Genomic DNA, 24485 nt, shown 5'->3' on the forward strand with positions numbered 1-24485 from the left:
CATGAATCGTGTACTGCTGCTGATTGGCCTGGCGCTGACGCTGCTGGCGGGTTGCAAGACCCAGCTGACACCCGCGAGCTACTCGCCGGATTACCAGGCGCTGACCCGCGCCGACGGCCGGGTCGAACTGGTGCCGGTGGAATGCTTGAAGCCTTCGGTCGAGGATCAGTTGGGCGACGATGAAGAAACGCACGTGCCGTTATTGCCACCCGGCTGCGCCAACAACCTTACGCTTTTGCAGATGGTCGAGCAGCGTTCGGATTTGTTCCAGGGCAGGGCGACCGGTCCGACCATGGCCGCGCCAGTGGGGCGCGCGGCGCAGGTCTACATTGATGGTTATGACCGCGAGGAGCTGCGCCGGCGCCAATCCGAGCAGCAGGCAAGGGCCGACAAGCAGGAGCGCCAATGACTGTCCTTGCCCTAGTGAGTATCGACCAGCCCCAATTCGCGCGCCTGGGCTTGCGGGTCTTCCATGGCCTTGATGCGTCGCGCTTCAGCCAACAGCTTCTCGCGTTGCGCGTTGGAAATGTCGTCAAGGCCCAGGGTGCGGATGTCCTGTTCGCGGCCGGCGAGCACGCTGATCAACAGCGCGTTGCGTTGGTGACGGGGCAGGGCCCGTGCGGACTCGACGACGGTATGGATAGTGTCCAGCGCCCGTTGCGATTTGCCCCCCAGGGCGTAGGCCAGGGCGAGGTTGCAACGGGTGTCGAGGTCGTTGGGCGCGATCGTGAGGCTTTGGTTGAACGCCGCCTGGGCCGCGTCGGGTCGACCCCGCAGAATCTGCGCGATGCCCAGCCGGTTGAACGCTTCGGGTTGATCGGGTTGCGCACTGGCCTGGGTCAGCACCGTCACCGCGCGGTCCAGCTTACCTTGGCGCAGTTGTGCGCTGCCCAGGCCCAGCAAGGCGGCTGCGCTGTCCGGTTGGCGTTCCAGCGCTTGTTGATAGGCGCGCTCGGCGCCTCGTGCGTCACCGTTGGCCAATCGTGTTTCGCCCAGTTTGAGCCAGGCCTCGAGTTGCGCCTGCGGCAGCTGCGTGGCCTTTTCATAAAGCCCGGCGGCGGTCACGGTGTCGCCGCGTTGTTGCAGGTCGGCTGCCAGGCCCATGAAGCGTTCGTAACTGCCGTCGGAGGCGGGCGGGGTGCTGCAGGATACGAGCGTGACGCTGCCAAGCAAGATCAACGTGGGGGCGAAGCGACTGGGCATGGGAAAGACTCTTGGGTCGAGGACAGCGGGGCAATTGCTCGATCAGCTGCGGGGGCCGGTCAACCGAAACGGCTCACCCGACGCGAGCCTCATTTTATCGAGTTGAAGCGCAATAGCGAACGTTATGTGCGCGGTGTTTCCCGTTCCACCGTCGGCACCCGTGGGGGACGCCGTCATGGGTAATCCTTCATTCAAAAAATGGTTTTTCTCGGCACTGATGACGGTTCTGGCCTCGACCGGCATACGCGCCGCAGACGCGCCGGCCGGCGATGCGCCGCAGTGGTTCGCCGAGCCGTATGCCTACGTGCTGGTCGAGCAGGATGTGCGCGCCGCACTCGAAGAGTTCGGCCACAACCTGGGGCTGGTCGTGGTCATGTCGGACAAGGTTCGTGGCAAGTCTCGCAGCAAGGTTCGCGGCGAGTCGGCGGGGGATTTCCTGACGCAGCTGTGCAACGTCAACAGCCTGAGCTGGTACTTCGACGGCAACATTCTGTACCTGAGCGCCGATGCGGAAAACGCCACGCGCCTGTTCAAGGCTCAGGGGCACGACCTTGAGCAGCTTGAAGATTACCTGGGCAGCCTGGACGTCTACGGCAAGCAGCTTTCGTCCCGTGCGGGCCCCGATGGCGATGAGCTGTTCGTCTCGGGACCGCCGGCGTACCTGGGCATGGTCCAGCAGCATGTCGACCACCAGCAACGCCCCGTCACTGCGCCCGTCGCGCGTGAGCGCGGTGTGCGCGTATTTCGTGGGGGCGTGGTGACCCTTGAAGCCAGCCACTGAAACCCGACAAGCAAAAACAGCAAGCCCATAACCCACTGGTAAGGAGCAATACGATGTCAGTCAGCCCTGTCGACAGCACCACCCACATCACCGCCACGCCGGAAGCGCAGTTCAATGCCGCAGTGGACAAATCCAAGGCAGAAATGAGCGATGACGAACTCACCGAAGCCCTGATCACCCAAGCCGTTACCGTCGCCGGGCAGTTCATCATCATGCCCAAGGCCCAGGAAATGCTGAACGAAGCCCAGTCGTCCGAAGACGACGAAGAGTAGGCCGCCGCCATGACCGCAAGTCTCGCAGCACCCGCCACGGCGGCATTGCCGCCGTCAGGCGTACAGACCTCGCAGAATCTCTTCGAACACATGGCCGGCAATGCCAAGGGCATGCCCCAGGGCGCCAGCCCGCATCAGATAGGCGAAGGCTTGATGGAGCGCCTGAACGGATTCATCGACCGCTCACGCAGTTTTTCCGAACGCGCCGATGCCCTCACCAGCGGCTCACCGCCGGGCGCTGCCTCGGGGCCAGGTAATACGCCAGCGGCAGCGCCGGCACAAAACCACGCCAACAGCGGGCAGCCGCCGAAAAAGGTCGGTGAACAGCAGGTCGATCAGATCGTCCATTCGCTGGGCAAGATGTTCGACTATTCCATCGAGACGCAAATGGTGGTGCGCGGTGCAACGCAGATATCCGGCTCCGCCAACACGCTATTGAAAGGTCAATAAGCCATGTCCAACCGCTGTCGTGCCTTGCGTTTGACGATCGTCGTTGCCTTTGCTGGATTGTTGCAGGCCTGCGATATCGACCTGTACACCAACCTGGACGAGCGCGAGGCCAATGCCATGGTCGCCGTCCTGCTGCGCGACGGCGTTCCGGCCTCGCGCAAAGTACAGGACAACGGCCAACTGACGGTGGTGGTGGACGAAAAACGTTTCGCCCAAGCCATGGCGTTGCTCGATGAAGCAGGTTTACCGGGCCAGTCGTTTTCCAACCTGGGCCAGGTCTTCAAGAGTAACGGCCTGGTGTCATCGCCGGTCCAGGAGCGGGCGCAAATGGTCTACGCCTTGAGCGAAGAACTGTCCCACAGCGTGTCGGAAATCGACGGCATCATCTCTTCTCGGGTGCACGTCGTGCTGCCGGACAACGACTTGCTCAAGCGCGTGATATCGCCTTCCTCGGCATCTGTGCTGGTGCGCTACGACCCGGCCACCGATATCAATCAATTGATCCCGCAGATCAAGACGCTGGTCGCCAACGGGATTTCCGGCCTGAGCTACGAAGGCGTTTCGGTGACGGCCATCAAGGCTGCTGTCGCAGGCCAACGCAGCGGTGCCCAGCCGCGCCTGGCGAGCTTTCTGGGCATGTGGATGCTGGAAGACAATCTGCCCCGGGCGCGGCTGATCTTCGGTTTCCTGCTGCTCTGCACTCTGGGGCTTGCCGGCGTTATCGGTTGGCAGCATTGGCAGCGGCGCGGTGCCCAGTCGGTGTACGTGCTGGAAGACGCGCAATGACAGCGGTTCCAAGCCCTCTGCGGCAAGCCTGGCAAACCTTGCTGGACCAACCGCTGGCCTTCGTCAATACGCGCCATCTGCATGAGTGCTGGTCGCAGCCGCTAACCGCTCAACAGCATGCGGCGCTGTACACCATGCCGCGTTTCCAGGAGCGGCTGCTTCAGCAGTTGATGGGCCATTTCCGCCTGCCGGCGCTCGCGCTTGTGCCGCCGCCGGACGAACAGGATCTTGCGGTGCTGTTGCTCTCTCCCGAAGCGTTCAAGCGCTTGCCGCGTCTGTGCGGCGCGATCTGGCACGCGCAGACGTTGAGCCGCGAAATTCGCAGCGACCGGGTCAACTTATTGCGCGATGCGCTGGGCAGCGAGGTGTTCGCGCTGGCCCTCGCGCATCGCATGCTGGCGGGCGCTGCGGACCTGTTGCGCGAACCTGCCGAGTTGCTCGAAGCCATTGACCATGATGGCGCCCGTTGTGTGACGGCCTGGCTGCAGCGCCAGCCGGCCGGGTTGCGTGACTGGCTCCGGTTGCGTCTGGAGTTGACGCAGGTCGACGACTCGCCCAGCACGGCGGACCCGAACATCGTGCGCCGCGCCGCCGCGGCATTTGGCCCGCCAGACGGGGAGGTGGCCGGATGAGCGGACTACCCACCCGTCCCGCAGCGCGCATCCTTCGTGCCGAACAGGCCGACCTGTGGATCGATGGCTATGCCTTTGTCCAGGCCGCGAAGGAGGAGGCGCAGAACCTGCGCAACGACAGCGCGCGTTGGCTGGAGCAGGCTCGCGAGGCGGGCTTCGAAAGCGCTCGCCAACAGGGCGCCGAAGAAGTTGGCGCGTTGCTGGTCGAGACGTCGTTGAAGGTCGATACCTGGTTGTCCGGCCTGGAAGCGTCCATGGCCGATCTGGCCCTGGGCATCGTGCGTGAAGTGCTCGACGACATGGACGACGCTGAGCGAATCGTGCGTTGCACCCGCAAGGCACTGAACGCGTTTCGCCAGGATCAATCCCTGTGCCTGTTCGTACCCCGACAGGACGTCGAGGCGGTACGTCATCGCCTGAACTCAGAGCTGGACAGCCCGCCACTGATCACGGTCGAAGCTGACGATCAACTGGCGCCTGGCCAGGCGCGGCTGAGCTGCCCTGTCGGGTCTGTGGAACTGGGTCTGGAGGCGCAACTGAATAATCTGCGCCGCTACCTGCTGCCGTTTGCAGAAGGTCAGCAGTCGTGAGCGTTGAAGTGACGGCGATTATTCCACGCCTGGCCGAGCGCCTCGGCGAAGCGCGGCCGCGGCCCATGAAAGGCACAGTGCGCAGCATTCGCGGCGTGCTCTTGCGGGCCAGTGTCGCCGGCGTGCGCATCGGCGAGCAATGCCAACTGCGCGATCCGAGCAGCGGTCGCAGCCTGGCGGCGGAAGTCATCGGGTTTGAGCAGGACGAAGCCATTCTGTCGCCCATCGGTTCGATGGAAGGCCTGTCGACCCGCACCGAAATCATTGCCACCGGCGAGACGCTGGGGGTCAGCGTCGGCGACGCGCAATTGGGCCGGGTGATCAGCCCGATGGGGGATTATCTGGACGGCGACGGTGTCCTGCCCCTGGGAATCATGCGGCATTACCCGCTGCATGCCGAACCGCCGCCACCGTTTTCCCGACAACTGATCGTCAAACCCATGTCCCTCGGCGTGCGCTCAATCGATGGCTTGCTGACCCTCGCCCAAGGGCAGCGCATGGGCATCTTCGGCGAGCCGGGGGTGGGCAAGTCTTCGCTCCTGGCGAGCATTGTGCGCCACACCGACGCGGACGTGATCGTCATCGGCCTGATCGGCGAGCGGGGGCGGGAGGTGCGCGAGCTGTTGGATGTGCAACTGGATGCCCAGGCACGCGCACGCACCGTGGCGGTGGTCGCGACCTCTGATCGACCCGCCGCTGAGCGGGTGCGCGCGGCATACGTCGCCACGGCGCTGGCGGAATATCACCGCGATCAGGGCCGCAATGTGTTGCTGCTGATGGACAGCCTGACCCGGTTCGCCCGTGCGCAGCGGGAAATCGGCTTGGCTGTGGGCGAACCACCGACCCGGCGCGGGTATCCGCCGTCATTCTTTTCCGCGTTGCCGCGCCTGCTGGAGCGCGCAGGGCCTGGCCCGGTCGGCAGCATCACCGCGCTGTACACCGTGCTGACGGAGGGCGACGTATCGACGGACCCCGTGGCGGAAGAGGCGCGCTCGATTCTCGACGGACATATTGTGCTTAGCGCTGAACTGGCCCAGCGCAATTACTTCCCCGCGGTGGACGTGTTGCGCAGCCGCAGCCGCTTGATGGATCAGGTTTGCAGCGATGAGCAGCGTCACCTGGCCATGCGCATCCGCGAGCTGATGGCGCGGCGCAATGAAATCGAAATGCTTATCCGCGTCGGCGAATACGCCGCCGGCAGTGATCCGCTGGCCGACGAGGCCATCGCACGGCATGCCGCCATCGAAGCGTTCATGCGCCAGGGCGCGGCTGAACCGAGCGGTGCCGAACAGACGCTCAGCCACATGCGCAAGGTCTTGGCATGAATCCGGAGGCTTTATGAAGACCAATGATTTACGCACCTTGCAGGCCTTGCGTCAGCTGCGCGAGCAGCGTGCCGCCAGCCAGTTGGCCGCTCAGCAGCAACGGTGCAGCGACACGCATCATGCCCTCAATGACGCCAGGGACAAATTGCACTTGCATCGGGAATCGCTTGCTCGCGAGGCCGAGCGCATCTACGGATCTTTCAGTGATGGGCTGTCGATCAATGCCTGGCACGCCGCCCAGGAACATTTGAACGAGCTGGCGGGTAGTCGGCGTCAGTTGGAAGAATCAGTCGAGCAGGCTGCGCAGTTGTTCGAAGTACAGGAGCAGGAGCGCGAAGTGTTTCGCGCGGCCCGCATGGCGCGGCAGCGTCAGGCCGATGCGTGCGACTCGCTGCTCGAGGGGCGCCTGCGAAGCGAGCGTCGCGCTGGGGAATCTCGGGACGATGCCGACGATGTTCCTGCTGCGCCGAGGGGCGCGGCATGACCTGCCGCGAGCGCGAATGCTTGGCGCCGGAGCCAGGCACCGATACAGCACTGAGCGGGTTGCCCATCTACGATCCGCAATGGCTGACGTTGCACAATCGACTGCATCGCCACCGCGCACCCTGGCAGGGGCACTGCGCCGACCAGCCGGTCAGCGTGCTGTTGGCCGGTGTCACCGCGCCGCTCGAGCCATTGCTCGACATCCATTTATCGCTGGGTAATCACCCGCTTGTGTTGCAACTGCCGACTCCGGCGCTCGAGGTGCTCGGGTTGGCGAATTACCCGCTGGAGCATTTGCAGCGGTTACCCGGCGTGCTGCTGCTGGAATTGGCTTTGCTCAGCCTGATCGAACCGCTGGAGCAACTGACCGGCCAGTCGTTGCGGGTTGTAGAACCGGGGGACATGGCTGACTCGCCGCCTGTGCTGAGCCTGATGCTGCAGGTGCAGGTTGCCCAGCATTCACTGTGGGCGGTGCCGCTGCATATGAGCGCTGATGCCGCCCGGCTGATCGCCAAGCTATTGGATCAGTACGCCGCCCCCGCCACCCAATCATTGGCTGCGCTGTGTTTGCCGCTGGCGGTGGAGGGGGGCGAGACCTGGCTGAGCGTGGCCGAGCTGCGCAGCCTGCGGCCGGGTGATGTGCTGATGCTGGAGGACTGGCCCGAGGCGCAGGTTCGGCTGGCGCTGGGCGCTCATCTGCAAGCCCGCGCTGAACGCGATGGCGACACCTTGAAGTTGCTTGAACAACCGACTGCCGTTAACTCTTTGAAGGAACATCCCATGTCTGTAACAACCGTCGGGTCCGATTTGGACACTGCGCTCGACACCACCCTGGACGACTTGCCGCTCAAACTGGTGTGTCAGGTCGGCAGCGTGGACCTGTCGCTGGCGCAATTGCGTGAGTTGGGAGCGGGAAGCCTGGTGCAGCTGGCGCCGCAGTTGCACGCCGGCGTCGACCTTATGGTCAACGGTCGACGCGTCGGCCAGGGCCAACTCGTGAAGATTGGCGACGGTCTGGGCGTACGTCTTCTGAGCTTCTGCACGCCATGAATGGCTACCAGCCCAACCTGATCGAAATCATTCTGGTCGTTGCCACCATCGGCCTTATTCCGCTGGCCGTGGTGACCCTGACGGGTTTCATGAAGATATCCGTGGTGCTGTTTCTGATTCGCAACGCCTTGGGCGTGCAGCAGACGCCGCCGAACCTGGTGCTGTATGGCATCGCCCTGATTCTTTCGGTGTATGTGACCACGCCGTTGATTGGTGACATGTATCGCCAAGTCGAAGGGCGCAACTTGAATATGGAAAACGTCGAGCAACTCCGGGAGCTCGGTGATGCGCTCAGGCCGCCGTTGCAGGCGCATTTGTCGCGGTTCGCCAACGAAAGCGAGCGCGGTTTTTTCGTGCAGGCCACCGAAACGATCTGGTCGCCCGAAGCTCGTGCAGACCTGCGCGACGATGATCTGGTGGTATTGGTGCCGGCCTTTGTCAGCTCTGAGCTGACACGCGCGTTCGAGATCGGCTTCCTGCTGTACATCCCGTTCCTGGTGGTGGACCTGCTGGTCGCCAATGTCTTGATGGCGATGGGCATGTCGATGGTTTCACCGACGCTCATATCGATACCGCTGAAGATTTTTCTCTTTGTTGCCTTGAGCGGCTGGTCGCGCTTGATGCATGGCCTGATTCTAAGTTACGGGTGAAATCATGGGGCAGGATGTTTTTCTTTCGTTGATGAACAAGGCGTTGATGACCGTGCTGTTGCTGTCAGCACCCGCGCTTGGTATCGCCATCGTTGTTGGCCTGGGCGTTGGTTTGCTGCAGGCGCTGACGCAGATCCAGGACCAGACCTTGCCGCAAGTGGTGAAGCTGGTTGCCGTGCTGCTGGTGATCGTGTTTGTCGGGCCGCTGTTGGCCAGCCAGGTCGCCGAGCTTGGCAGCGAAGTGTTGGATAACTTCCCGTTGTGGACGCGCTGAGCCTACATGGATGCCAACGTCGCCAACGCCTTCCTCGAGGTTGCGTACCCGGTCATCAGCTCGGCGGCACTGGCGGCCAGCCGTGCCATGGGCGTGGTGCTCATTACCCCGGCGTTCAATCGCCTCGGCCTGACCGGGATGATCCGCGGCTGTGTCGCGGTGGCGATCGCCATTCCGATGTTCGTACCGGTATTCGGGGCTTTCACGGCACTACCCGAGCACGGCAGCTTTTTCCTTGCGGGCTTGATGGTCAAGGAGATGCTGATCGGCGTGCTCATCGGGCTGTTGTTCGGCATTCCGTTCTGGGCGGCCGAGGTGGCGGGGGAGCTGGTCGACCTGCAGCGCGGCTCGACCATGGCGCAACTGGTCGACCCGTTGTCGTCCGGCGAATCCAGCGTCATGGCGACGCTGTTGACGGTGATGCTGATTACGCTGTTCTTCATGTCCGGCGGCTTCATCATGTTGGTCGACGGCTATTACCACAGCTACCAGTTGTGGCCGGTAACGGCGTTCACCCCGTTATTCGCCAGCTCGGCGCTGATAGCCGTGCTGTCGATCCTCGACCAGGTGATGCGCGTCGGTGTGCTGATGGTTTCGCCGCTGATCATTTGCTTGCTGGTGACCGACCTGATGCTTGCGTACCTGTCGCGGATGGCGCCAAGTCTGCATATTTTTGACATGTCACTGCCGGTCAAGAACCTGTTCTTCACGGTGTTGATGGTGATCTATATCGGCTTCCTGATTCCGGTGATGCTCGATCAGTTGGGCGAATTTCGCGGTACGGTGGAGTTCCTCAAAACCCTGGCAGGTTCGTTATGAGCCCTTGTGCACCGCAGGCCTTGCGTGGGCGATAGCAGCGAAGAAAAATCCCAGCCGGCCACGGACAAGAAACTGCGTGATGCACGGCAGAAGGGCCAGGTCGCCAAAAGCCAGGACCTGGTGTCCGGGATGGTCATCCTGTTCTGCACACTCTGCATATCGATCCTGTTGCCGCGGGCGCAGGCTCAAGTGGCGGCGTTGCTGGACATGGTTGCGCTGCTGTACATCGAGCCGTTTCACTCCGTCTGGCCTCGGGTGCTGGATACAGCTGAACAGCTGGTGCTGACGATCACCTTGCCGGTGGTTTCGGTAACGGTAGGCGTGGTCATCGTCACCAACATCGTTTCAATGCGCGGCGTTGTATTTTCGGTGGAGCCGATCAAGCCGGATTTCAAACGCATCAACCCGGCTGAAGGGTTCAAGCGTATTTTTTCGATGCGCAGTTTCGTGGAATTTCTCAAGGGCTTGGTGAAGCTGGTCATGCTCGCTTTGGCATTTTATGTGGTCGGCCGGCATGCCTTGCAGGCGCTGATGGAATCATCGCGCTGCGGAGCCGGATGCATCGAATCGACGTTTTATCTGGTGCTCAAGCCCCTGATGCTGACTGTGCTGGCTGCCTTTCTGCTGGTCGGTTGCGTCGACGTGCTGATGCAGCGCTGGTTGTTCGGCCGCGACATGAAAATGACCCGCAGCGAGCAGAAACGCGAGCGCAAGGATGTCGACGGTGACCCGCTGATCAAGAGCGAACGTCAGCGCCAGCGTCGGGAAATGCAGGCGCTGGCGACCAAGCTCGGGTTGGGGCGTGCCTCGTTGATGATCGGCACCGGCGGCGGCTGGGTTGTCGGTGTGCGTTATGTCCGTGGCGAGACGCCCGTTCCCGTTGTGGTGTGCCGCGCCGAGCCGCAGGACTCGTCGGCCATGCTGGCGGAAGCGGCGACCTTGGGTATCGCCCACGGCTTGAGCGCCAAGCTGGCCGCTGAAATTGCCAAGCGTGCGGTGCCCGGTGAACCGGTGCCTGACTCTACCTTTCAGGCCGTGGCTGACCTGCTGGTAGCGGCTCGGTTGATTTGAAGGTTCAACTGGCGTTGCAGACGCGCGTCTTCAAACGGTCAAGGTCAGCCGCAATACGCGTCGACCAGAAATGCGCACCCTGGTTGTCAGCCTCGTTCCACGCATCCTGAAGCACGCGATGTGACAGCGGGTTGCCTTGCTTGAGCAGAAGCTGCGCCTTGATGCGCAACAGTTCCGGAACAAACCAGCGCTCCTCGCGGCTTCGAACGGTTTGCAGGGTTTCATCGACAATCTCCAGGCTGCGGTGCTCCAGCCCGAGCATGGCCAACCCCAAGGCGTATTCGCTGCGAAACAGGCTATACAGGGGGCTGCCACCCTGGTCCTGCAACTGCTCAAGGACTTCGCCCAGGCCCGGTACGCCGTCTTCCGCAGCGCCCTGGCGGATGAGCAGTATGTGCTCGAAACACCGGCTGAACTGGCGCCACAAATAAAGATCATGAGCTTCCAAGCTGTCTTGCAGCACCGACAGGTAGTAACGCGCCTTTCGCTCATTCCCCACCAATAAAGCAGTCGGAATCGCGCCAATGCACAACGTGTACCACAGCGTGGCTGGATGATTGAGGCTGATGGCCTGGCTCACGCTTTTTTCCAGTGTCGAGAGCGCCGCCGCGACATCCCCTTGCAACAAATGGATCTTCGCCTTCAGCGACCGCGCGGCGATACGTTGGTCGAAATGCAGGTCGATCAAGTGGGTGTTCGCCGAAAGCGGGGCGCTCAGGGCTTCGACCACCGAGCGTCGTGCATCTTCCAACCGACCCATGTGGAACTGCGCATTGGCACGCATGCGCAGGCCGAGCAACTGGCGGTCGCTGTGGGCCGCGCCTTGACTTGACGCCACATACTGATCGGCCAGCTCAAGTGCGGCAATGTACTGATTCGCGCAGCTTCTATCGTGCCACAGGCCCCACAGCGCACGCAGTTGATGCTCGGTGTCATTGAGCATCAGCGCGTCTTCGCTGACTTGCTGCCATGCGTTGCGGATCTTTGCACCGCCACCAAAGGTAAGCATCATGACGCTGGCCGAGGCGGTCAGTAACAGCATGCGTTGGCGTTGCTGGATGGGCGCACTGTCGTAGATGGGCTGCAGGCCTCGGTTGACCCAGTCGTAGTATTCAGCGCTGAGTGAAAGGCGCAACCAGAGCGGCAGGCTGGCCAGCGTCAGCTCCACCGCCAATCCGTAGTCGCCTCGCGATGAATACGCCCAGTCGAGCGCAGCGCGAACGCTGTCGACTTGTGTCCCATACCGAGCGAGCCAGGCTTGCGGGGGGGTTGTGACGAGGCCTTGTACGGACGCTTTCAACTCATCCAGCGTCCAGTTTGCGTGACGCCGCGCAGTGGTGTCGGTTGCGCCCTGCGCCGCGAGTTTCTCTGCGGCATAGAGGCGGGTGGTTTCCAGCAGCCGGTAGCGTCTGGCCGAGCCTTGCCCGCAGGAGGTCACCAGCGACTTGTCCACCAAGTTTTCCATCAGTTGCGCCGGGTCCTGGTTGTCGACGGCAATCACGGCCTCCACCGCGCGCAAGGTGAACACGCCGGTGAACACCGATAGTTGACGAAGCATGGCTTGTTCAGCGGCGCAGAGCATCGCGTGGGTCCAGTCCAGGGCGGCCCCCAGGGTGCGATGCCTCGGGAGCGCGGTACGCTGACCGGTCATTTGCAAGCGAAAGCTGCCGTCGAGCATCTTCACCAGCGGCTCGATGCCGAACGCTCGTACTCGTGCGGCGGCGATCTCGATAGCCAGTGCATTGCCGTCGAGTTTGCGGCAGATGGCGGCAACGGCAGGGACATCCTGATGCGTGAAAACGTAACCCAGATCGTGCGCTGCGATGCGTTCCACCAGCAACGCGATGGCGGGGTAGGCCAGCGCTTGCACCGTGTCCAGGCGGGCCTCCGGCGTTGGAAACGGCAGGGGGGCCAGGTCATGCACGAACTCGCCTTCGGCGTGCAGCGGCTCGCGGCTCGTGACCAGCACCGAGCATTGCCGGGCACTGCGCAGGATCGTTTCGATGGACTTGGCGATTTCTTCGAGGACGTGCTCGCAGTTGTCCAGAATGAGCAATGCCTTGCTGGTGGCGAGGCTACTGGCGATGACCATTGATGGGTCGTCGGCCGTGCAGTCGATTCCCAAGGCTGCGGCGATGACGAGGTGCACCGACTGACCGCGACTGACTGGGGCGAGATCGATAAAACTGACGCCTTGCGGATATCGGTGCCGCATCCGGTTCGCCAAGGCCAGCGCAACCGTGGTTTTGCCAATGCCTGCAGGGCCGGTGACGGTCACGAAGCGACGCTGCTCAAGCTGTTTTTCCAGCGTGTCCAGCAGTTCTTCCCTGCCGAATATCCGCTTTATTGTGCCTTGAAGTTCAGCGTTTTCAGCCTCGTCGGGCGGCCTGGTGGAGTTCGATGGCGCGGTTATCGGCGCGGCGAAACGATAGCCGCGACCCGGGACGGTGGCGATGTAGCCGAGGTCGCCATTGGCGCCGAAGGTGCGACGTAACGTCAGGATCTGCGCCCGCAGATTACATTCCTCGACCACCACCCTGGGCCAGACGAGAGTGAGCAATTGGGCTTTCTCCATCAGCTCACCGGCACGCGTGGCCATGGCGATCAACAGGAGCATTGCGCGGCTGCCAAGAGGGACGGGTTCGCCGTTTCTCAAGAGCAAATGATGCTGTGGGATCAGAACGTACGCGCCGAAACAGATCGCGTTGTCCGGTACAGGGATGTTCGGCCTGCTATCGCAAAGAGTTCTTTCCGGGCTGGGGCTGTCGAGATTCATCGTATACCTATCAGACTGACGTCTTACCAGCACATCGTGAATGCGCCTTTTCCATGTTCAGTAGGTAACTGGCAGCATCCGAGAGAATCATTACTGTTTTAGTATCGGCTGAAACATTGGCCGTTGTGGGCGTTCCCGAAATCCCGGATCTCAACACCTTGGAAATTGACGGTGAGATTTTCCGAACCTTCGGGTGCTCAAACGTATCAGAAGAGACAGGACAGGCGCTGAATGTAATCCCAGGGACACGTGAGTCGCAGGAAGCACTCCCCAGGAAGATCTCCCCAGGAAAATTCCAGAATAAGCCGCGGTTTGAAACCGTGAACATGCGACCGGGTCGCTAGTCAGGAAGTATTTATGGCGCAACAAAGCCGTACTGACAAAATCATCGTAATTGGCGCTTCCAGCGGTGGACTCGCGGCGTTACGCGAACTGCTCGCCCATCTTCCGAGCGACTTGCGCGCTGCGATCTTCATTACGATGCACATAGGCGATCGACAAAGTCTGTTGCCACGCCTTCTGGCGCAGGTAAGTGCCATGGACATTGATTTTGCGATGTCCGAGGAAGAAATAAAGAGCGGTCGTATTTACGTCGCGCCACCGGACAGGCATCTGCTGATCAAACGGGGAACGTTGCAGTTGGCCCGCAGCGCCAAGGAAAACCATTCCCGCCCGGCGATTGATCCGATGTTTCGATCCGCTGCCATCAGCTACGGGAATAGGACAATCGGTGTCGTGCTGACCGGTGAGCTCGATGACGGTGTCGTCGGCCTTCAGGCGATCAAGGCATACGGTGGCATGGCATTCGTTCAAGATCCGCAGACGGCCGAAGCCCCCTCCATGCCGATGAATACGCTTCGGCATGTTGAGGTGGACGGATGCTTGCCGCTCGATGAACTGGGAAAGACCTTGGGGCAGACCATCCAGCAGTGGGGAACCGAAGCTGACTCGCCTTGGCAGCCGAGACGTATCGAGCCTTTTGCCACGGAAAACGACCTCACTGAGGATCTGAGTTCTGGCGGCGCCCATGCCTTGGAGGCGGTAGGTGAGAAGGCTGGGATGTCGTGCCCTGAATGCGGAGGCGCGCTGTGGGAGCTGGGGTCCACACCGCTGCGTTTCCGTTGCCACACCGGCCATAGCTATACCTATACCGTTTTGTCTAAAGCCCAGAATGAAACAGTGGAAGAAGCGCTCTGGGTCGCGATTCGAGCGCTGCATGAAAAGCAGTTGCTGTTGGGCCGACTGATCCAAAACAGTAAGGACTCCGGACGAAACGCCGCCGTCCAGGAGTATGAACTGACCAGCGAAGGGCTCGAGAGCCATAAGGCGACGCTTCGAGCATTGCTGGCGAAGCTACGCCCCGTTTGAGCCATGTCTGCCGGGAGTCAGGCGCGCATCAGGGCAACGAGTGCAGGGACAGTGAGTACGGCGGTGTAATAGCCCATGAACTGCACCCCAATGTTGAACCCCAGGAAGCGTGAAAGAAATCCGCCCAGCAGCCCGATGGTGATGATGACCAGCAAACCCAAGAGGCCACCTTCCCAGATACCAATCACCAGGATCAGGCCAACGAACGTCGAGATCACAGCTTCGTGGCTGATTTTGCGCGACACGTAGGAGGCCGCTCTGTGCGCGTAATTCATGGTGAAGGGGTAGGCAATCAGGATGGCAATGACCACTGCCAACATGCCATACCCCAAGAACTCCCAAGTGCTCAGAAGTGAGTGCAAGTTGTGCACCTGACCGGTCGCTGTGTCGACGCTAAAGCGCGGGGGCGCATTGAAGAGTGGCGCTGCCGGGCCCGCCGCAACAGGGCTCAGAGGCAGACCAAAAGCGATCAGCGGGATCAATGCTTCCGCGATGTAGGTTGATTCGGTGACTCCGTTTCGCGCGGTTATGACGGTGGTCATGCGATGGTAGACGTGCTTGACCCTGGAACCGACGACTTCGCCCATGATGACGGTCATGGCAACCGGGCTGAACACGAAGGTGGCGCTGGAGACTACGGCGGTGATGGCGGTCCACATGCTTTGTTTGCTGTCCAACACCCTGAGCGGATTTGGAAAAAATCCGCCCCAGCTTTTTACGTCGGGCGATAAGGAAAAAGTGCGCACCTCTTGGCGTCGCATGGTTGCTCGCTCGGCAGGTGCGAGCATGCAGAACAGCGCGGCGATCAGCGGACCGATGGCAATGCCGAGGAAGTAGCTGACACTGAGCTTGACCCCATATTGCCCGGTAATGCTTTGCAGGCCGACGATCACCATGACGAAGGGGATCAGCGTCAACACAGCCGCCAGACGGCCTTTGGAGAACCATGCAATGGCGATCGCCGCCGCCAGGAAAACCCAAGGTGCCGCGCGCTTGATCATGTCACCGAACGGCGCGAGCATCACGGCGAACAGCACGGCCATCGGCACAGCGATCAACGCGGCAATGACCGCACCGGAGATCATCTTGCGCAGCGCAATGTGGGGGACGCCCAGGTTGCGCAGGAAGTTGGCTTCGCGCATCAGTGGCGTTGCCATGGTGTCGCCCGGAATACCCAACAGGGCCGTCGGTACGGCGTGGGTCATGTGTTTGGCCACGGCGCCCGCCAGGAAGAATGTCAGCACCCCTGCGGCAGGCACGCCCAGCAGAACGACCAGTAAAGTCAGCGGCGCGAGCGTGGTGGTTTCGTCGCTACCTGAAATGAGTCCGATCCCGGCGAACACAATGGCTCCCAGGATACCCATGCCCAACGCTATCAGGATCTGATCCAGCAACGGTTCGATCATGACCGACCCCCATTGATGCTCGCCGGGCTGACCGCGGCGGGAGCATCGAAGCCTTCCGCGGAGGTCTGAAGACCTTTCTCGTAGTCAGCGAACAGATCATGAAGGTCCAACTCACGCAGCTCCGCGAGCGTGGCGGGTGGCAGGTCGCTCAGACGGCCAAGGGGACCGTATTCATTCTGCAACTCGATCAGGATCTTTGAACGCCATGCCGGATCTGCCACAAGTTCTACGACATGACGCTTGGGTTTGAACAGCGCGGCACTGATGGCTCCGCCTGCCAGGCAACCGACAATACCCACCAGCATCGCGTACGCGCGGGCCATCTGCGCAGACTCGACCCAGCCGACAAGCAGGTGCTGCGCCACGAAGAAAGCACCCAGGCTGACGACTGCGCCGATGCCAATGGAGTACAGCAGGTGGCGACCGTCTACCGTGTCGCCCCATACTTCAAACAGTTCGGCTTTCATAAAGGTTCTCCCATCGCCCCTGCGGGCTTTTATTGTTATGAACGTGAAGAGAGATGTGACTTGGTTCGTTTCTACGAGACGGTCCTGATCATGACTGTGCACGCTTTTGCTTGAGCAGTTCAGCCGCTTTGTCTGAGCGCACGTCGCCAGACTCGACCATTTGCTTGGCCAGCCAGTTGACCTCTTCACCTCTGGCGCCAGCGGAAAGGGCGATGTTGCGCGCGTGCAACGCCATGTGACCGCGTTGGATTCCCTCAGTCGACAGTGCGCGCAGCGCGCCCAGGTTTTGTGCCAGGCCGACGGCCACAGCGATTTCGGCGAGTTCCTGGGCGGTCTTCACACCGAGGATGCGCAGCGACAATTGTGCCAGTGGGTGAGTCTTGGTGGCACCGCCGACCAGGCCGACAGGCATGGGCATTTCCAGGGTGCCGACGAGATGCCCTTTGGCATCTTTTTCCCACGTGGTCAGCGAACCGTAATGGCCGTTGCGGCAGGCATAGGCGTGTGCACCCGCTTCGACCGCGCGCCAGTCATTGCCCGTGGCGACGATCAGAGGGTCAATGCCGTTCATGATCCCTTTGTTGTGGGTGGCTGCACGATAAGGATCGATGACGGCGAAGTTGTAGGCATCGAGAATCCCTTCGATAACGTCCTCGCCTTTGAAGGCTGCAGTCGCAAGCAGCTCAGGGGCAATGCGGATTTGGGCTCGGGCAAGGCGCAGGTCGGCCAGGTTGGACAGAATCCGCAGTCGTACCTTACCGCCGGTAATTTCTTCCATCAGTGGCGCCACCGCTTCAGCCATTGTGTTCACGGTATTGGCGCCCATGGCGTCGCGCACGTCGACGATAAGGTGGGCAACCAGCATTGGCCCACGAGGGCTCTGGGCGAAGGTGTGCACTTCGATGTCGCGGCAACCGCCGCCCAGCTTGTTCAGCAGTTGATCCTTGCGGTTCGCCAGTTCGATGATTTGGTCTTTATGGCGCAAGAGACTCAGGCGTGCATTGAACGGATCTTCGATGTCGACAATCTGCACCTGGGCGCGCATCAGCGGCAGGGAGCTGGACGTCTGGAAACCACCGGCCTCGCGCGCCAGCTTGGCCATGAACGAGGCTGCCGCGACGACCGAAGGTTCCTCAACCACCAGCGGCACGATGACGTCGCGGCCATTGATCTGGAAGTTGCTCGCGACGGCGTAGGGTAGTTCGAATTTACCGATGACGTTTTCGATCATGCCATCGGCTATTTCCAGGGGCAGGGAGCCGGCATCGCGTAGCAGGGCAATATCGGCTTCTGGCAGCTCGAGCAGCTCTTGCAAGTGACCCAGGCGTTCGGCGGGCGACATGCTGCGGAACATGGGGAGGCGGGAGTCGATACTCATTTGACGAGTCCTGATGCAGTTATTGTTGTCGAGTGGCTGTCACCCTATGCGCATGTGTCTTGGCGAAAAAGGTACAGTTTGGACAGACAGTACCTAAGCTGTACCCTCTGCGATTCATTCACTCAGGATTCCTTTCGATGTCACGGCTGACACTTGCCCAGCAACTGGCGGCGTCATTGGTCGAGCAAATCGGCAATGGCACCTATCGAGTCGGTGACCGCTTGCCATCGCTGCGCGAGTGCATGCGCTTGTTTGGCCATTCGAAAAATACCGTGATCAACGCTTATGAATCGCTGGCCTCGCAAGGGCTTGTCGAAGCGCGCCATGGGCAGGGCTTCTTCGTCAAACAGGGCGCACCGAGCAACAACGAACCGGAAGAGCCGCTGCCGTTCACCCGGGCGATGGACACCATCTGGCTCATGCGCCAGCAATTTGTCCGTGAGCCCAGCCAATCGCCACTCGGTGAGGGTTTTCCGCCCGTCGAGTGGCTGATGGATTTGCGGCTGGACAAGTTCACCCGGCAAATCATGCGCATTGGGGTCACGACACTTTTTCGCTACGGAAATCGGCTAGGGAACGCCGCTCTTCGCCAACACCTGGTGCAAAAACTCGCGACCTATTCAATTGCTGCCAGCCCTCGCCAGATCGTTACCACCCATGGGGCGAACCACGCATTGGATCTGATCATCCGCCGTTTTATTGCCCCGGGGGATCACGTGTTGGTCGAGGATCCCGGCTATTACCCGCTGTTCGGCAAGTTGCAATTGCAAGGAGCGCTGATGCTGTCTGTGCCGAGATTGGCGGATGGACCGGACATGGAGGTGCTGGAACAGCATCTGCTTGTGCATAAGCCAAAGTTGTTCTTCATGCAGTCGGTCGGGCACAACCCGACGGGCTCCGATATTTCACCCGGCAAAGCCCATCGGTTGGTTCAGTTGGCGCAAGCGCACAACTTTATCCTGGTGGACGACGACGCGTTGGCGGATTTCAAACCGGCCTCGGCCATCAAGGTGTCCGCGCTGGACCAGTTGAGCCGCTCGCTGTACGTAGGCAGCTTTTCCAAATCGGTCTCTGCGGCATTAAGGGTTGGGTTTATCGCTGGCAGTAAAGATGTCATCGATGAATTGGGTGACCTGAAAATGCTGCTGCATACCAGCACATCCGAGCTTTGTGAGCGAACCGTGGATGCGATTCTGATGGAGGGGCATTTCCTGCGGCATCTGATCCGTCTTCAAGAACGGCTGAAGACTGCTACCACGCAAGGGTTGCAGATTCTGGACGAAATAGGCGCCGAGGTATTTGTTCGTCCTGAGCAAAGTCTTTATCTGTGGGTCAGGTTTCCTCACATTGACGATGCCAGGGAGCTGACGCGACAACTGCTTCCAAAGGGTTTCATGATCGCCCCTGGACACATTTTTTCACCGGAGCAATCGCGTATCAATCCATGGACGAGATTGAATGTTGCGTATCTGAATGATCCGTTGTTCAAAGCTGTCCTGGGCTTTCGGCCATAGGCAGTCCCAGGTCTTTCACCTCGTCAGATCCAGATCTGAGACCGTGCGCAAGAACTGCGAGCAATCATTCGATTTTTCATCACCGGCACGACGCTAGCGGTGGGCGGCGATGGGCTAGTTCTATCGGCCGTCATTGTCCATTTTGGAGATTTATCGCGGAAAAACGCCGAGCCCAAAGATGCCTTTCACGAAATTGACGAACAGTCGAATAGTCGCTTTGACTGGCGAGCGCTGCAACGGCGGCTTCCCCCAAAGCGGTAACGTTGTCCACGATCCAGACGCCCGGTTCCCGGTCTCGCAGGGCCATTTCACCGAAGCGGGTGGAGATGACGGGCAGGCCGAGGGCGCGGTACTCGTAGTATTTGATCGGATCGACCGAGGCGGTCAGGCGGTTGAGCTTGAACGGGATCAATCCCACCGAAAAGGTTGCCATGGCTGTAATTGCATCAGCGTAGGAGCACTCCGGGAGCAGCTCGATGTTGGCAGGCAGTACGCAAGGCGCCGGCGTGGCGAGGGGGCCGATCAGTTGGATGCGGTTTCCCGGATTGGCCTGCGCCAGGGCGATGACCAGGTCCCAGTCGAACCAGCGACCCAGCGTGCCGACGTAACCGAGTACCTGGTGTTTGGCACCCAGGTCCAGGCTTTCGACCGGCGCCAGTTGGTCAATGTCACACGCATTGAGGGCCAGTTTCACGTGTTCGGTCATCCCCATCAGTTTGTCGCGAAGGGGCGTTGAGGATGCCAGTACTTGGGATGCCCGACGCATGAGCTGAGCCTGGCGACGTTCCATGGACCGGCGTGACAGGCCCTGATAAAAGGCCGGGAAATCATCCATGGCATCGTAGAGGGCATGGCTTTGCGGAAACCGCGCCAGCAGTTGCAAGGCCAGTTCGGAAGGTTTTCCCACGCAGATCATGCTGGGCCCTGGCGCAGAAAATGCCGCGACCGTTTTGAACACGTTGCGCCACAGCCACTTGAGCATCATCGCCGAGCCAGGGATGGGCTCGATGGGTAAGCTTGGAGGTTTGCAGACCTGCAACCAGGGGGGAATGCTGGCGTTTGGCGGGTCGGCCACAGGCGGCTTGAGCCTGAAGTCGTTCAATGTGGGTAAGCGCGTCGGGTACGGATCGATCCACAGTACCGAGGCCCCGGTCTGGTGGTGATACCAGTCGACGAAATGGTGGGGACGCTGGCTGAAGCTCGCCCATGGCACCGGGGACAGATAGATCATGGGCATGCCTGGAAGTACTGCCTGAGAACATCGACGATGCGCGCTGCGGCCTTGCCGTCGCCATAGGGGGAGACCCCGCGTGCCATGGCCTGATAAGCCTGTGGGTCATCGAGCAGGCGCTGCGCCTGTTCGACGATGTTGTCCCGGTTGGCGCCGACCAGCTTGACCACGCCGAGGTCGACCGCCTCCGGACGTTCGGTCGCTTCGCGCAGTACCAGCACGGGTTTGCCCAAGGCCGGGGCCTCTTCCTGCACGCCCCCCGAGTCGCTGATGATCAGGTACGAACGCTTCATTGCGGCGATAAAAGGTGCGTAGTCCAGTGGTGCGCAGAGGATGATGTTCCGGGTCCGGCCGAGCAATCGGTGGGCGATATCCTTGACGTTCGGATTGGGATGGACCGGATAGAGAATCTGGATGCCCGGGTTCCGCTCGGCCAGGCGCTTGAGAGCCTGGCAGATATTCTGCAACGGTTCACCGAAGTTTTCCCGGCGATGGGAGGTCACCAGCACCAGGCGTTTGCCGGGGTCCAGTGGGATAGCCAACGCTGAGTCCTGGGCCGCAGTCATCAGCAAGGCATCGATCACGGTATTGCCGGTCAGGGCGATATCGCTGGCGGCGACACCTTCGCGCAGCAGGTTGTCGACGGCGCGCTGGGTGGGCGCGAAATGCCAGCGGGTCAGCTTGCCGGCTATCACCCGGTTGGCTTCTTCGGGGAATGGATTGCGCAGGTCCCCGGTACGCAGGCCTGCTTCGACATGGCCAAAGGGAATTTGCAGGTAAAAACACGCCAATGCGGCACTCATGACCGTGGTCGTGTCGCCTTGAGCCAGTACGACATCCGGTTGTTCCGATTGGAGCACACCGTCAAGTCCGAGCAGCAGGCGTGAGGTCAGTGCCGCCAATGACTGGTTCGGGCGCATGGTGTCCAGGTCCAGGTCAGCGGTGATGGCGAATCCCTGCAGTATCTGGTCCAGCAGGCCTCGGTGTTGAGCGGTGGCGAGCACCCGGCAATCGATATTCTTTTCAGCCTGGAGCGCCTTGATCACCGGGGCCATCTTGATGGCCTCCGGGCGCGTACCGACGATGCAGAGTACCTTTGGAGTCATGCTTTTCGATTCCCTATCGTTAATGCGAGTGAGCGCGCTATTCGGTCCGCGTTGGCCATGAGGGTCAGCGTGTGGGATTTCTCGGTAAGGCTGGGCAGGCAGGCTCCGTCGACGATATGCACACCACGAAGACCCGCCACTTCGCCAAGGCAATCGGTTTGCCCGATCCTGGGCGCCGAGTGCATGGGCAGGGTGCCTGCGTAATGGATATCCGCCCCTGGCCTGCCGACGGTAAAGCTCATGGGCATCAACAGCGCGCCCATTTTCCGATAGATCCGGCGCAGCTTTGCCTCGGCCATCTTCATGAGCGCGGGGAGCTCGGGATGCACATCGCCGTTGATGCTCAACCAGCCGTCCGGGCGCAAGATCGCGGTGTTGTTCGACAGCTGGCCGGGAAGGAAGATATTCCCGACCACACAGGCGCTGAGCAGGTTTTTCAGCAATTCGATGCTGTAGCGTTTGCCCAGGGGAATCCGGCTGACAAACTCGCTCATTGGCAATCCGGTGGTACTGAACGTCGAACCGAACGCCGTGGCACTGGACGTCAGCGCAAGAGCGAACGACAGCTGGCCCAGGCCAAATGCTGAAACCCGAGGGGTTCCGAGCATTTTCGGCAACCACAGCAGGAAGGCCGCCGTGGGCGATGACAGCAGCGGTATCGGGGCCAAATGGTTCAGGCGCTTGAGGGCGATCCGGGTCGAGGCCAGGGTGCCCGCCGCCAGCAACAATCGCGTACCGCCGAAGCGCCGGGCGGAGCGCTGGTCGGTGATTGTCCATGCACCGTCCTGGTTTAGCAGGTCGTCCACCAGAAAATCCTGCACGTGCTGGAAGCCGGGGTATTGCTTGAGTCTTTGCAACTCTTGCGACGCACTGTACAGGGCCTGGTTGTGGCAGCCCCACAAGCAGGTCCCGGACAGGTCACAGGCCTTGCGCTCCTCCAGAGGCTGGCTCAAGACGGCGACCCGGGAGCGGCCAAGGCGAAATCCCCGCTCGGGAAACCAAGGTCGGCGCCGGGAGTAGTCATCGAGCAGGCGTTGGTGCAGGGTGTCCAGCGGCAGGGGCGGTTGCGACCACTGATCGAGGCCGAAGTAGCCTGAGAGGTCGTCGTCGATCCGGCCACTGATCCCGATCCGGCGAGCCACCGTTTCGTAGGAGGCCTGCATCTCGGAATAATCAATGGGCAGCCCGGCAAAATCGCTGGCGCCGAGCGCTGCCACGCCGCAGCCCCAGGCATTGGACAGGCCTCCGGTTGCCAATGAGCCGATGCCGATAAAGTTGTCGGTCGCGATGCGATTGCCGGCGCTGAACCCCTCGAAGACGTGGGCGTGGGTCGGCGTCTTCAACTTGGGCGATACCGCGTCCAGTCGGTTCAACGCGTGGAAGTTTTCGCCGATCATCCATTTCCATTGATGCTCGTCGTTGGCCCTGGCATCGAGAAAAGAGCGGGTTGGCAGCATCGACGAACCGGCATCGGCCTGGGCATCGACCATGAGCACTCGCAGGCCAGCCTTGACCAGCGGATAGGCGGCTGACGTCCCGGCCGGGCCGCTGCCGACAATGATCACATCGAATTCAGGCTTCACGGGCTTCACGTCCAAGCAACAGCCGGCGGGCAAAGGGACGGCACGCCAGCGCCGCAAGCTCCCACGCCAACGCCTTGACCGAGGTAAGTCCCAACGCAACCAGCGTGGCGATCAGGCTGCGCCGTTGCAGGGAGCCTAGAAACACTTGGGCGCCCTGGGGGCTGGCTTCGGCGATTGCGAGTGCAACCTGCAGGCGCCAGGCCAGCTCCTGGCCGTCGGGCTTTTGCAGGACGCCGGGGTTGTCCAGGAGCGCGAGGAGTATCGGCCAGCCCATCAGCACGCGAGAGTGGATGATGTGGCGGGTTTTAGCCGCACGTTCCAACGCCCTGGCATAGCGCCTGACCAGGCTTTTTTGCGGCGGGTGTTTGAGCAGGTAGTGCAAAAGAACCGTGGCTTCCTGGAGCAGTCCTCGTCGTTGTCCGTGGCCAGAGCGATGCATGCCGTGGGCAAGGGGGCGCAGTTGGATCTCGAGTGTGTGCAGCGAGCGCTCGCTGTCCATGGGCGGCAAGCGGATGAGGGACAAAATCCGCTCCAGGCCCAGTTTCGTGCTCAAGGCCTCCCCGAGTAATCGGCGCAACAGCCTGAGCAAGGCCACCGGCACGGGGATGGGCAGGCGCGGGGCTCGGACCCGGTGCACTGCAATCAACCTCAGGAAGTGGCCGAAGGCAACCGGCTGCACGGCGCCGAGATGGAGGATCTCGGCAGGCACGTCGTCTCGCTCGACGACGGCCAGTATCGAAGCCGCGAGGTCGTCGACGTGGATAGGTTGCACGCGAGGCGCCGGCAACAGAATCGGAATGAACGGGCTTCGGCGAACCAGCCCTGACAGCAGGCCAAAGAGCCCACGTTCGGGGCCGCCATACACCTGGCCGGGACGGATCACAGTGCCTCCGGCGGCCAGCACGTGTTGTTCGATGCGCCATTTTGTCCGGCCATAAACGCTCGATGCGGTGGCTTCGGCGGTTTGACTGGAAATGAAAATGAACCTGGCCGAGCCTTGTTGGGCGCAACGGATCAATGCCTGGGCTGCCTCGACTTCTTCGTCTTCGCCAATGTCAGTACTTGTCGATGTATCAGCCGCCAGATGGATCAATGCCTGAACGCCCGCCGGGCATTTCGGAGCCGGACCCCGCAAATCATAGGCAAGCCAGGCACAGGGCGCGGGGCACGGCTGGCGCGTGGCGCAAATGGCCTCGTGACCGCTTGCCACCGCGAGGGCTGACAAGCGCTGTCCGATGTAGCCTGTCGCGCCGGTAATCAGTAGTTTCAT

25 protein-coding genes are annotated in these 24485 nt (G+C 61.3%); 16 read left to right on the top strand and 9 right to left on the bottom strand.

Translation table 11 applies throughout. From position 1 onward, the window contains the following. Position 1 precedes the first annotated feature (1 nt). Positions 2–409 carry a hypothetical protein gene (locus HU742_RS10330; RefSeq protein WP_186631357.1) on the top strand — a complete coding sequence of 136 codons (408 nt, stop codon included), beginning with the start codon at positions 2–4 and terminating at the stop codon, positions 407–409. Between the two features lie 11 nt (positions 410–420). Here the strand turns inward: HU742_RS10330 and HU742_RS10335 are convergent, their stop codons facing one another. Continuing rightward, positions 421–1203, bottom strand: a complete 783-nt coding sequence (locus HU742_RS10335; protein ID WP_186642420.1) for a tetratricopeptide repeat protein — start codon at positions 1201–1203, stop codon at positions 421–423. Between the two features lie 217 nt (positions 1204–1420). Between HU742_RS10335 and HU742_RS10340 the strand changes: the two genes are divergently transcribed. The 13 genes from HU742_RS10340 to HU742_RS10400 are packed head-to-tail and all read left to right on the top strand — an operon-like array spanning position 1421 to position 10386. Then, positions 1421–1984, top strand: a complete 564-nt coding sequence (locus HU742_RS10340) for a type III secretion protein (RefSeq protein WP_186642940.1) — start codon at positions 1421–1423, stop codon at positions 1982–1984. Positions 1985–2037: 53 nt separating this feature from the next. Continuing rightward, a complete protein-coding gene (locus tag HU742_RS10345; protein WP_186631363.1) occupies positions 2038–2256 on the top strand; it encodes a hypothetical protein in 219 nt (72 codons plus the stop codon). Between the two features lie 9 nt (positions 2257–2265). Continuing rightward, positions 2266–2706: a hypothetical protein gene (locus tag HU742_RS10350; protein ID WP_186642421.1), complete on the top strand. Its 441-nt coding sequence runs from the start codon at positions 2266–2268 to the stop codon at positions 2704–2706. 3 nt (positions 2707–2709) lie between these two features. Beyond that, positions 2710–3492, top strand: coding sequence for a type III secretion system inner membrane ring lipoprotein SctJ (gene sctJ / locus HU742_RS10355; RefSeq protein WP_186642422.1), 783 nt, complete (start codon positions 2710–2712; stop codon positions 3490–3492). After that, positions 3489–4124 carry a type III secretion protein gene (locus HU742_RS10360; protein ID WP_186642423.1) on the top strand — a complete coding sequence of 212 codons (636 nt, stop codon included), beginning with the start codon at positions 3489–3491 and terminating at the stop codon, positions 4122–4124. The genes sctJ and HU742_RS10360 overlap by 4 nt, the downstream gene beginning before the upstream one ends. Next, positions 4121–4714 carry a type III secretion system stator protein SctL gene (sctL, locus tag HU742_RS10365; protein WP_186642424.1) on the top strand — a complete coding sequence of 198 codons (594 nt, stop codon included), beginning with the start codon at positions 4121–4123 and terminating at the stop codon, positions 4712–4714. Before HU742_RS10360 ends, sctL begins: the two co-directional genes overlap by 4 nt. After that, positions 4711–6039, top strand: coding sequence for a FliI/YscN family ATPase (locus tag HU742_RS10370; RefSeq protein WP_186642425.1), 1329 nt, complete (start codon positions 4711–4713; stop codon positions 6037–6039). Before sctL ends, HU742_RS10370 begins: the two co-directional genes overlap by 4 nt. Before the next feature lie 13 nt (positions 6040–6052). Continuing rightward, a complete protein-coding gene (locus HU742_RS10375; RefSeq protein ID WP_186631382.1) occupies positions 6053–6523 on the top strand; it encodes a hypothetical protein in 471 nt (156 codons plus the stop codon). Next, positions 6520–7572, top strand: coding sequence for a type III secretion system cytoplasmic ring protein SctQ (sctQ, locus tag HU742_RS10380; RefSeq protein WP_186642426.1), 1053 nt, complete (start codon positions 6520–6522; stop codon positions 7570–7572). Before HU742_RS10375 ends, sctQ begins: the two co-directional genes overlap by 4 nt. After that, a complete protein-coding gene (sctR, locus tag HU742_RS10385; RefSeq protein WP_186642427.1) occupies positions 7569–8222 on the top strand; it encodes a type III secretion system export apparatus subunit SctR in 654 nt (217 codons plus the stop codon). Before sctQ ends, sctR begins: the two co-directional genes overlap by 4 nt. A gap of 4 nt (positions 8223–8226) precedes the next feature. Then, entirely contained in the window at positions 8227–8496 is a 270-nt protein-coding gene (locus HU742_RS10390) for an EscS/YscS/HrcS family type III secretion system export apparatus protein (protein ID WP_048726514.1), read from the top strand. Between the two features lie 6 nt (positions 8497–8502). Then, entirely contained in the window at positions 8503–9315 is an 813-nt protein-coding gene (sctT, locus tag HU742_RS10395) for a type III secretion system export apparatus subunit SctT (RefSeq protein ID WP_186631391.1), read from the top strand. A gap of 24 nt (positions 9316–9339) precedes the next feature. Further along, positions 9340–10386 (top strand): EscU/YscU/HrcU family type III secretion system export apparatus switch protein, encoded by a 1047-nt coding sequence (locus HU742_RS10400; RefSeq protein WP_186642941.1) that lies wholly within the window; start codon positions 9340–9342, stop codon positions 10384–10386. A 4-nt stretch (positions 10387–10390) separates the two neighbouring features. Here HU742_RS10400 and HU742_RS10405 read toward each other — a convergent pair whose 3' ends face one another. After that, positions 10391–13162, bottom strand: coding sequence for an ATP-binding protein (locus HU742_RS10405; protein WP_186642428.1), 2772 nt, complete (start codon positions 13160–13162; stop codon positions 10391–10393). A 357-nt stretch (positions 13163–13519) separates the two neighbouring features. On the opposite strand from HU742_RS10405, the gene HU742_RS10410 reads away from it, so the two are divergent. Next, positions 13520–14530 (top strand): chemotaxis protein CheB, encoded by a 1011-nt coding sequence (locus HU742_RS10410; protein WP_186642429.1) that lies wholly within the window; start codon positions 13520–13522, stop codon positions 14528–14530. A gap of 17 nt (positions 14531–14547) precedes the next feature. On the opposite strand, the gene HU742_RS10415 is transcribed toward HU742_RS10410, so the two are convergent. The 3 genes from HU742_RS10415 to HU742_RS10425 form a co-directional block, all read right to left on the bottom strand. After that, entirely contained in the window at positions 14548–15936 is a 1389-nt protein-coding gene (locus HU742_RS10415; RefSeq protein ID WP_186642430.1) for a tripartite tricarboxylate transporter permease, read from the bottom strand. Then, the gene (locus HU742_RS10420) at positions 15933–16403 is read right to left on the bottom strand and encodes a hypothetical protein (protein WP_186642431.1); all 471 of its coding nucleotides are present in this window, start codon (positions 16401–16403) and stop codon (positions 15933–15935) included. The genes HU742_RS10415 and HU742_RS10420 overlap by 4 nt, the downstream gene beginning before the upstream one ends. An 88-nt stretch (positions 16404–16491) precedes the next feature. Beyond that, positions 16492–17781: a hydroxymethylglutaryl-CoA reductase, degradative gene (locus tag HU742_RS10425; protein WP_186642432.1), complete on the bottom strand. Its 1290-nt coding sequence runs from the start codon at positions 17779–17781 to the stop codon at positions 16492–16494. A gap of 137 nt (positions 17782–17918) precedes the next feature. Between HU742_RS10425 and HU742_RS10430 the strand changes: the two genes are divergently transcribed. Then, complete coding sequence (locus HU742_RS10430) at positions 17919–19295, top strand: aminotransferase-like domain-containing protein (RefSeq protein WP_186632902.1); 1377 nt, start codon at positions 17919–17921, stop codon at positions 19293–19295. 130 nt (positions 19296–19425) lie between these two features. Here HU742_RS10430 and HU742_RS10435 read toward each other — a convergent pair whose 3' ends face one another. From HU742_RS10435 to HU742_RS10450, 4 genes are read right to left on the bottom strand one after another with little or no spacing between them, the layout of a single operon-like run. Then, positions 19426–20526, bottom strand: coding sequence for a glycosyltransferase family protein (locus tag HU742_RS10435; RefSeq protein ID WP_225923558.1), 1101 nt, complete (start codon positions 20524–20526; stop codon positions 19426–19428). Continuing rightward, a complete protein-coding gene (gene wecB / locus HU742_RS10440) occupies positions 20523–21632 on the bottom strand; it encodes a non-hydrolyzing UDP-N-acetylglucosamine 2-epimerase (protein ID WP_186642434.1) in 1110 nt (369 codons plus the stop codon). The genes HU742_RS10435 and wecB overlap by 4 nt, the downstream gene beginning before the upstream one ends. Continuing rightward, the gene (locus tag HU742_RS10445) at positions 21629–23215 is read right to left on the bottom strand and encodes an FAD-dependent oxidoreductase (RefSeq protein ID WP_186642435.1); all 1587 of its coding nucleotides are present in this window, start codon (positions 23213–23215) and stop codon (positions 21629–21631) included. Before HU742_RS10445 ends, wecB begins: the two co-directional genes overlap by 4 nt. Then, on the bottom strand, positions 23205–24485 hold the full coding sequence (locus HU742_RS10450) for an NAD-dependent epimerase/dehydratase family protein (RefSeq protein ID WP_186642436.1): 1281 nt from the start codon (positions 24483–24485) through the stop codon (positions 23205–23207). Before HU742_RS10450 ends, HU742_RS10445 begins: the two co-directional genes overlap by 11 nt.

It is taken from the genome of Pseudomonas marvdashtae, assembly GCF_014268655.2.
Taxonomy (GTDB): domain Bacteria; phylum Pseudomonadota; class Gammaproteobacteria; order Pseudomonadales; family Pseudomonadaceae; genus Aquipseudomonas; species Aquipseudomonas marvdashtae.

Coding starts and splice junctions, on each gene's coding strand:
- HU742_RS10330 (WP_186631357.1), top strand. CDS start 2: ATGAATCGTGTACTGCTGCTGATTGGCCTGGCGCTGACGCTGCTGGCG.
- HU742_RS10335 (WP_186642420.1), bottom strand. CDS start 1,203: ATGCCCAGTCGCTTCGCCCCCACGTTGATCTTGCTTGGCAGCGTCACG.
- HU742_RS10340 (WP_186642940.1), top strand. CDS start 1,421: ATGACGGTTCTGGCCTCGACCGGCATACGCGCCGCAGACGCGCCGGCC.
- HU742_RS10345 (WP_186631363.1), top strand. CDS start 2,038: ATGTCAGTCAGCCCTGTCGACAGCACCACCCACATCACCGCCACGCCG.
- HU742_RS10350 (WP_186642421.1), top strand. CDS start 2,266: ATGACCGCAAGTCTCGCAGCACCCGCCACGGCGGCATTGCCGCCGTCA.
- sctJ (WP_186642422.1), top strand. CDS start 2,710: ATGTCCAACCGCTGTCGTGCCTTGCGTTTGACGATCGTCGTTGCCTTT.
- HU742_RS10360 (WP_186642423.1), top strand. CDS start 3,489: ATGACAGCGGTTCCAAGCCCTCTGCGGCAAGCCTGGCAAACCTTGCTG.
- sctL (WP_186642424.1), top strand. CDS start 4,121: ATGAGCGGACTACCCACCCGTCCCGCAGCGCGCATCCTTCGTGCCGAA.
- HU742_RS10375 (WP_186631382.1), top strand. CDS start 6,053: ATGAAGACCAATGATTTACGCACCTTGCAGGCCTTGCGTCAGCTGCGC.
- sctQ (WP_186642426.1), top strand. CDS start 6,520: ATGACCTGCCGCGAGCGCGAATGCTTGGCGCCGGAGCCAGGCACCGAT.
- sctR (WP_186642427.1), top strand. CDS start 7,569: ATGAATGGCTACCAGCCCAACCTGATCGAAATCATTCTGGTCGTTGCC.
- HU742_RS10390 (WP_048726514.1), top strand. CDS start 8,227: ATGGGGCAGGATGTTTTTCTTTCGTTGATGAACAAGGCGTTGATGACC.
- sctT (WP_186631391.1), top strand. CDS start 8,503: ATGGATGCCAACGTCGCCAACGCCTTCCTCGAGGTTGCGTACCCGGTC.
- HU742_RS10405 (WP_186642428.1), bottom strand. CDS start 13,162: ATGAATCTCGACAGCCCCAGCCCGGAAAGAACTCTTTGCGATAGCAGG.
- HU742_RS10410 (WP_186642429.1), top strand. CDS start 13,520: ATGGCGCAACAAAGCCGTACTGACAAAATCATCGTAATTGGCGCTTCC.
- HU742_RS10415 (WP_186642430.1), bottom strand. CDS start 15,936: ATGATCGAACCGTTGCTGGATCAGATCCTGATAGCGTTGGGCATGGGT.
- HU742_RS10420 (WP_186642431.1), bottom strand. CDS start 16,403: ATGAAAGCCGAACTGTTTGAAGTATGGGGCGACACGGTAGACGGTCGC.
- HU742_RS10425 (WP_186642432.1), bottom strand. CDS start 17,781: ATGAGTATCGACTCCCGCCTCCCCATGTTCCGCAGCATGTCGCCCGCC.
- HU742_RS10430 (WP_186632902.1), top strand. CDS start 17,919: ATGTCACGGCTGACACTTGCCCAGCAACTGGCGGCGTCATTGGTCGAG.
- HU742_RS10435 (WP_225923558.1), bottom strand. CDS start 20,526: ATGATCTATCTGTCCCCGGTGCCATGGGCGAGCTTCAGCCAGCGTCCC.
- wecB (WP_186642434.1), bottom strand. CDS start 21,632: ATGACTCCAAAGGTACTCTGCATCGTCGGTACGCGCCCGGAGGCCATC.
- HU742_RS10450 (WP_186642436.1), bottom strand. CDS start 24,485: ATGAAACTACTGATTACCGGCGCGACAGGCTACATCGGACAGCGCTTG.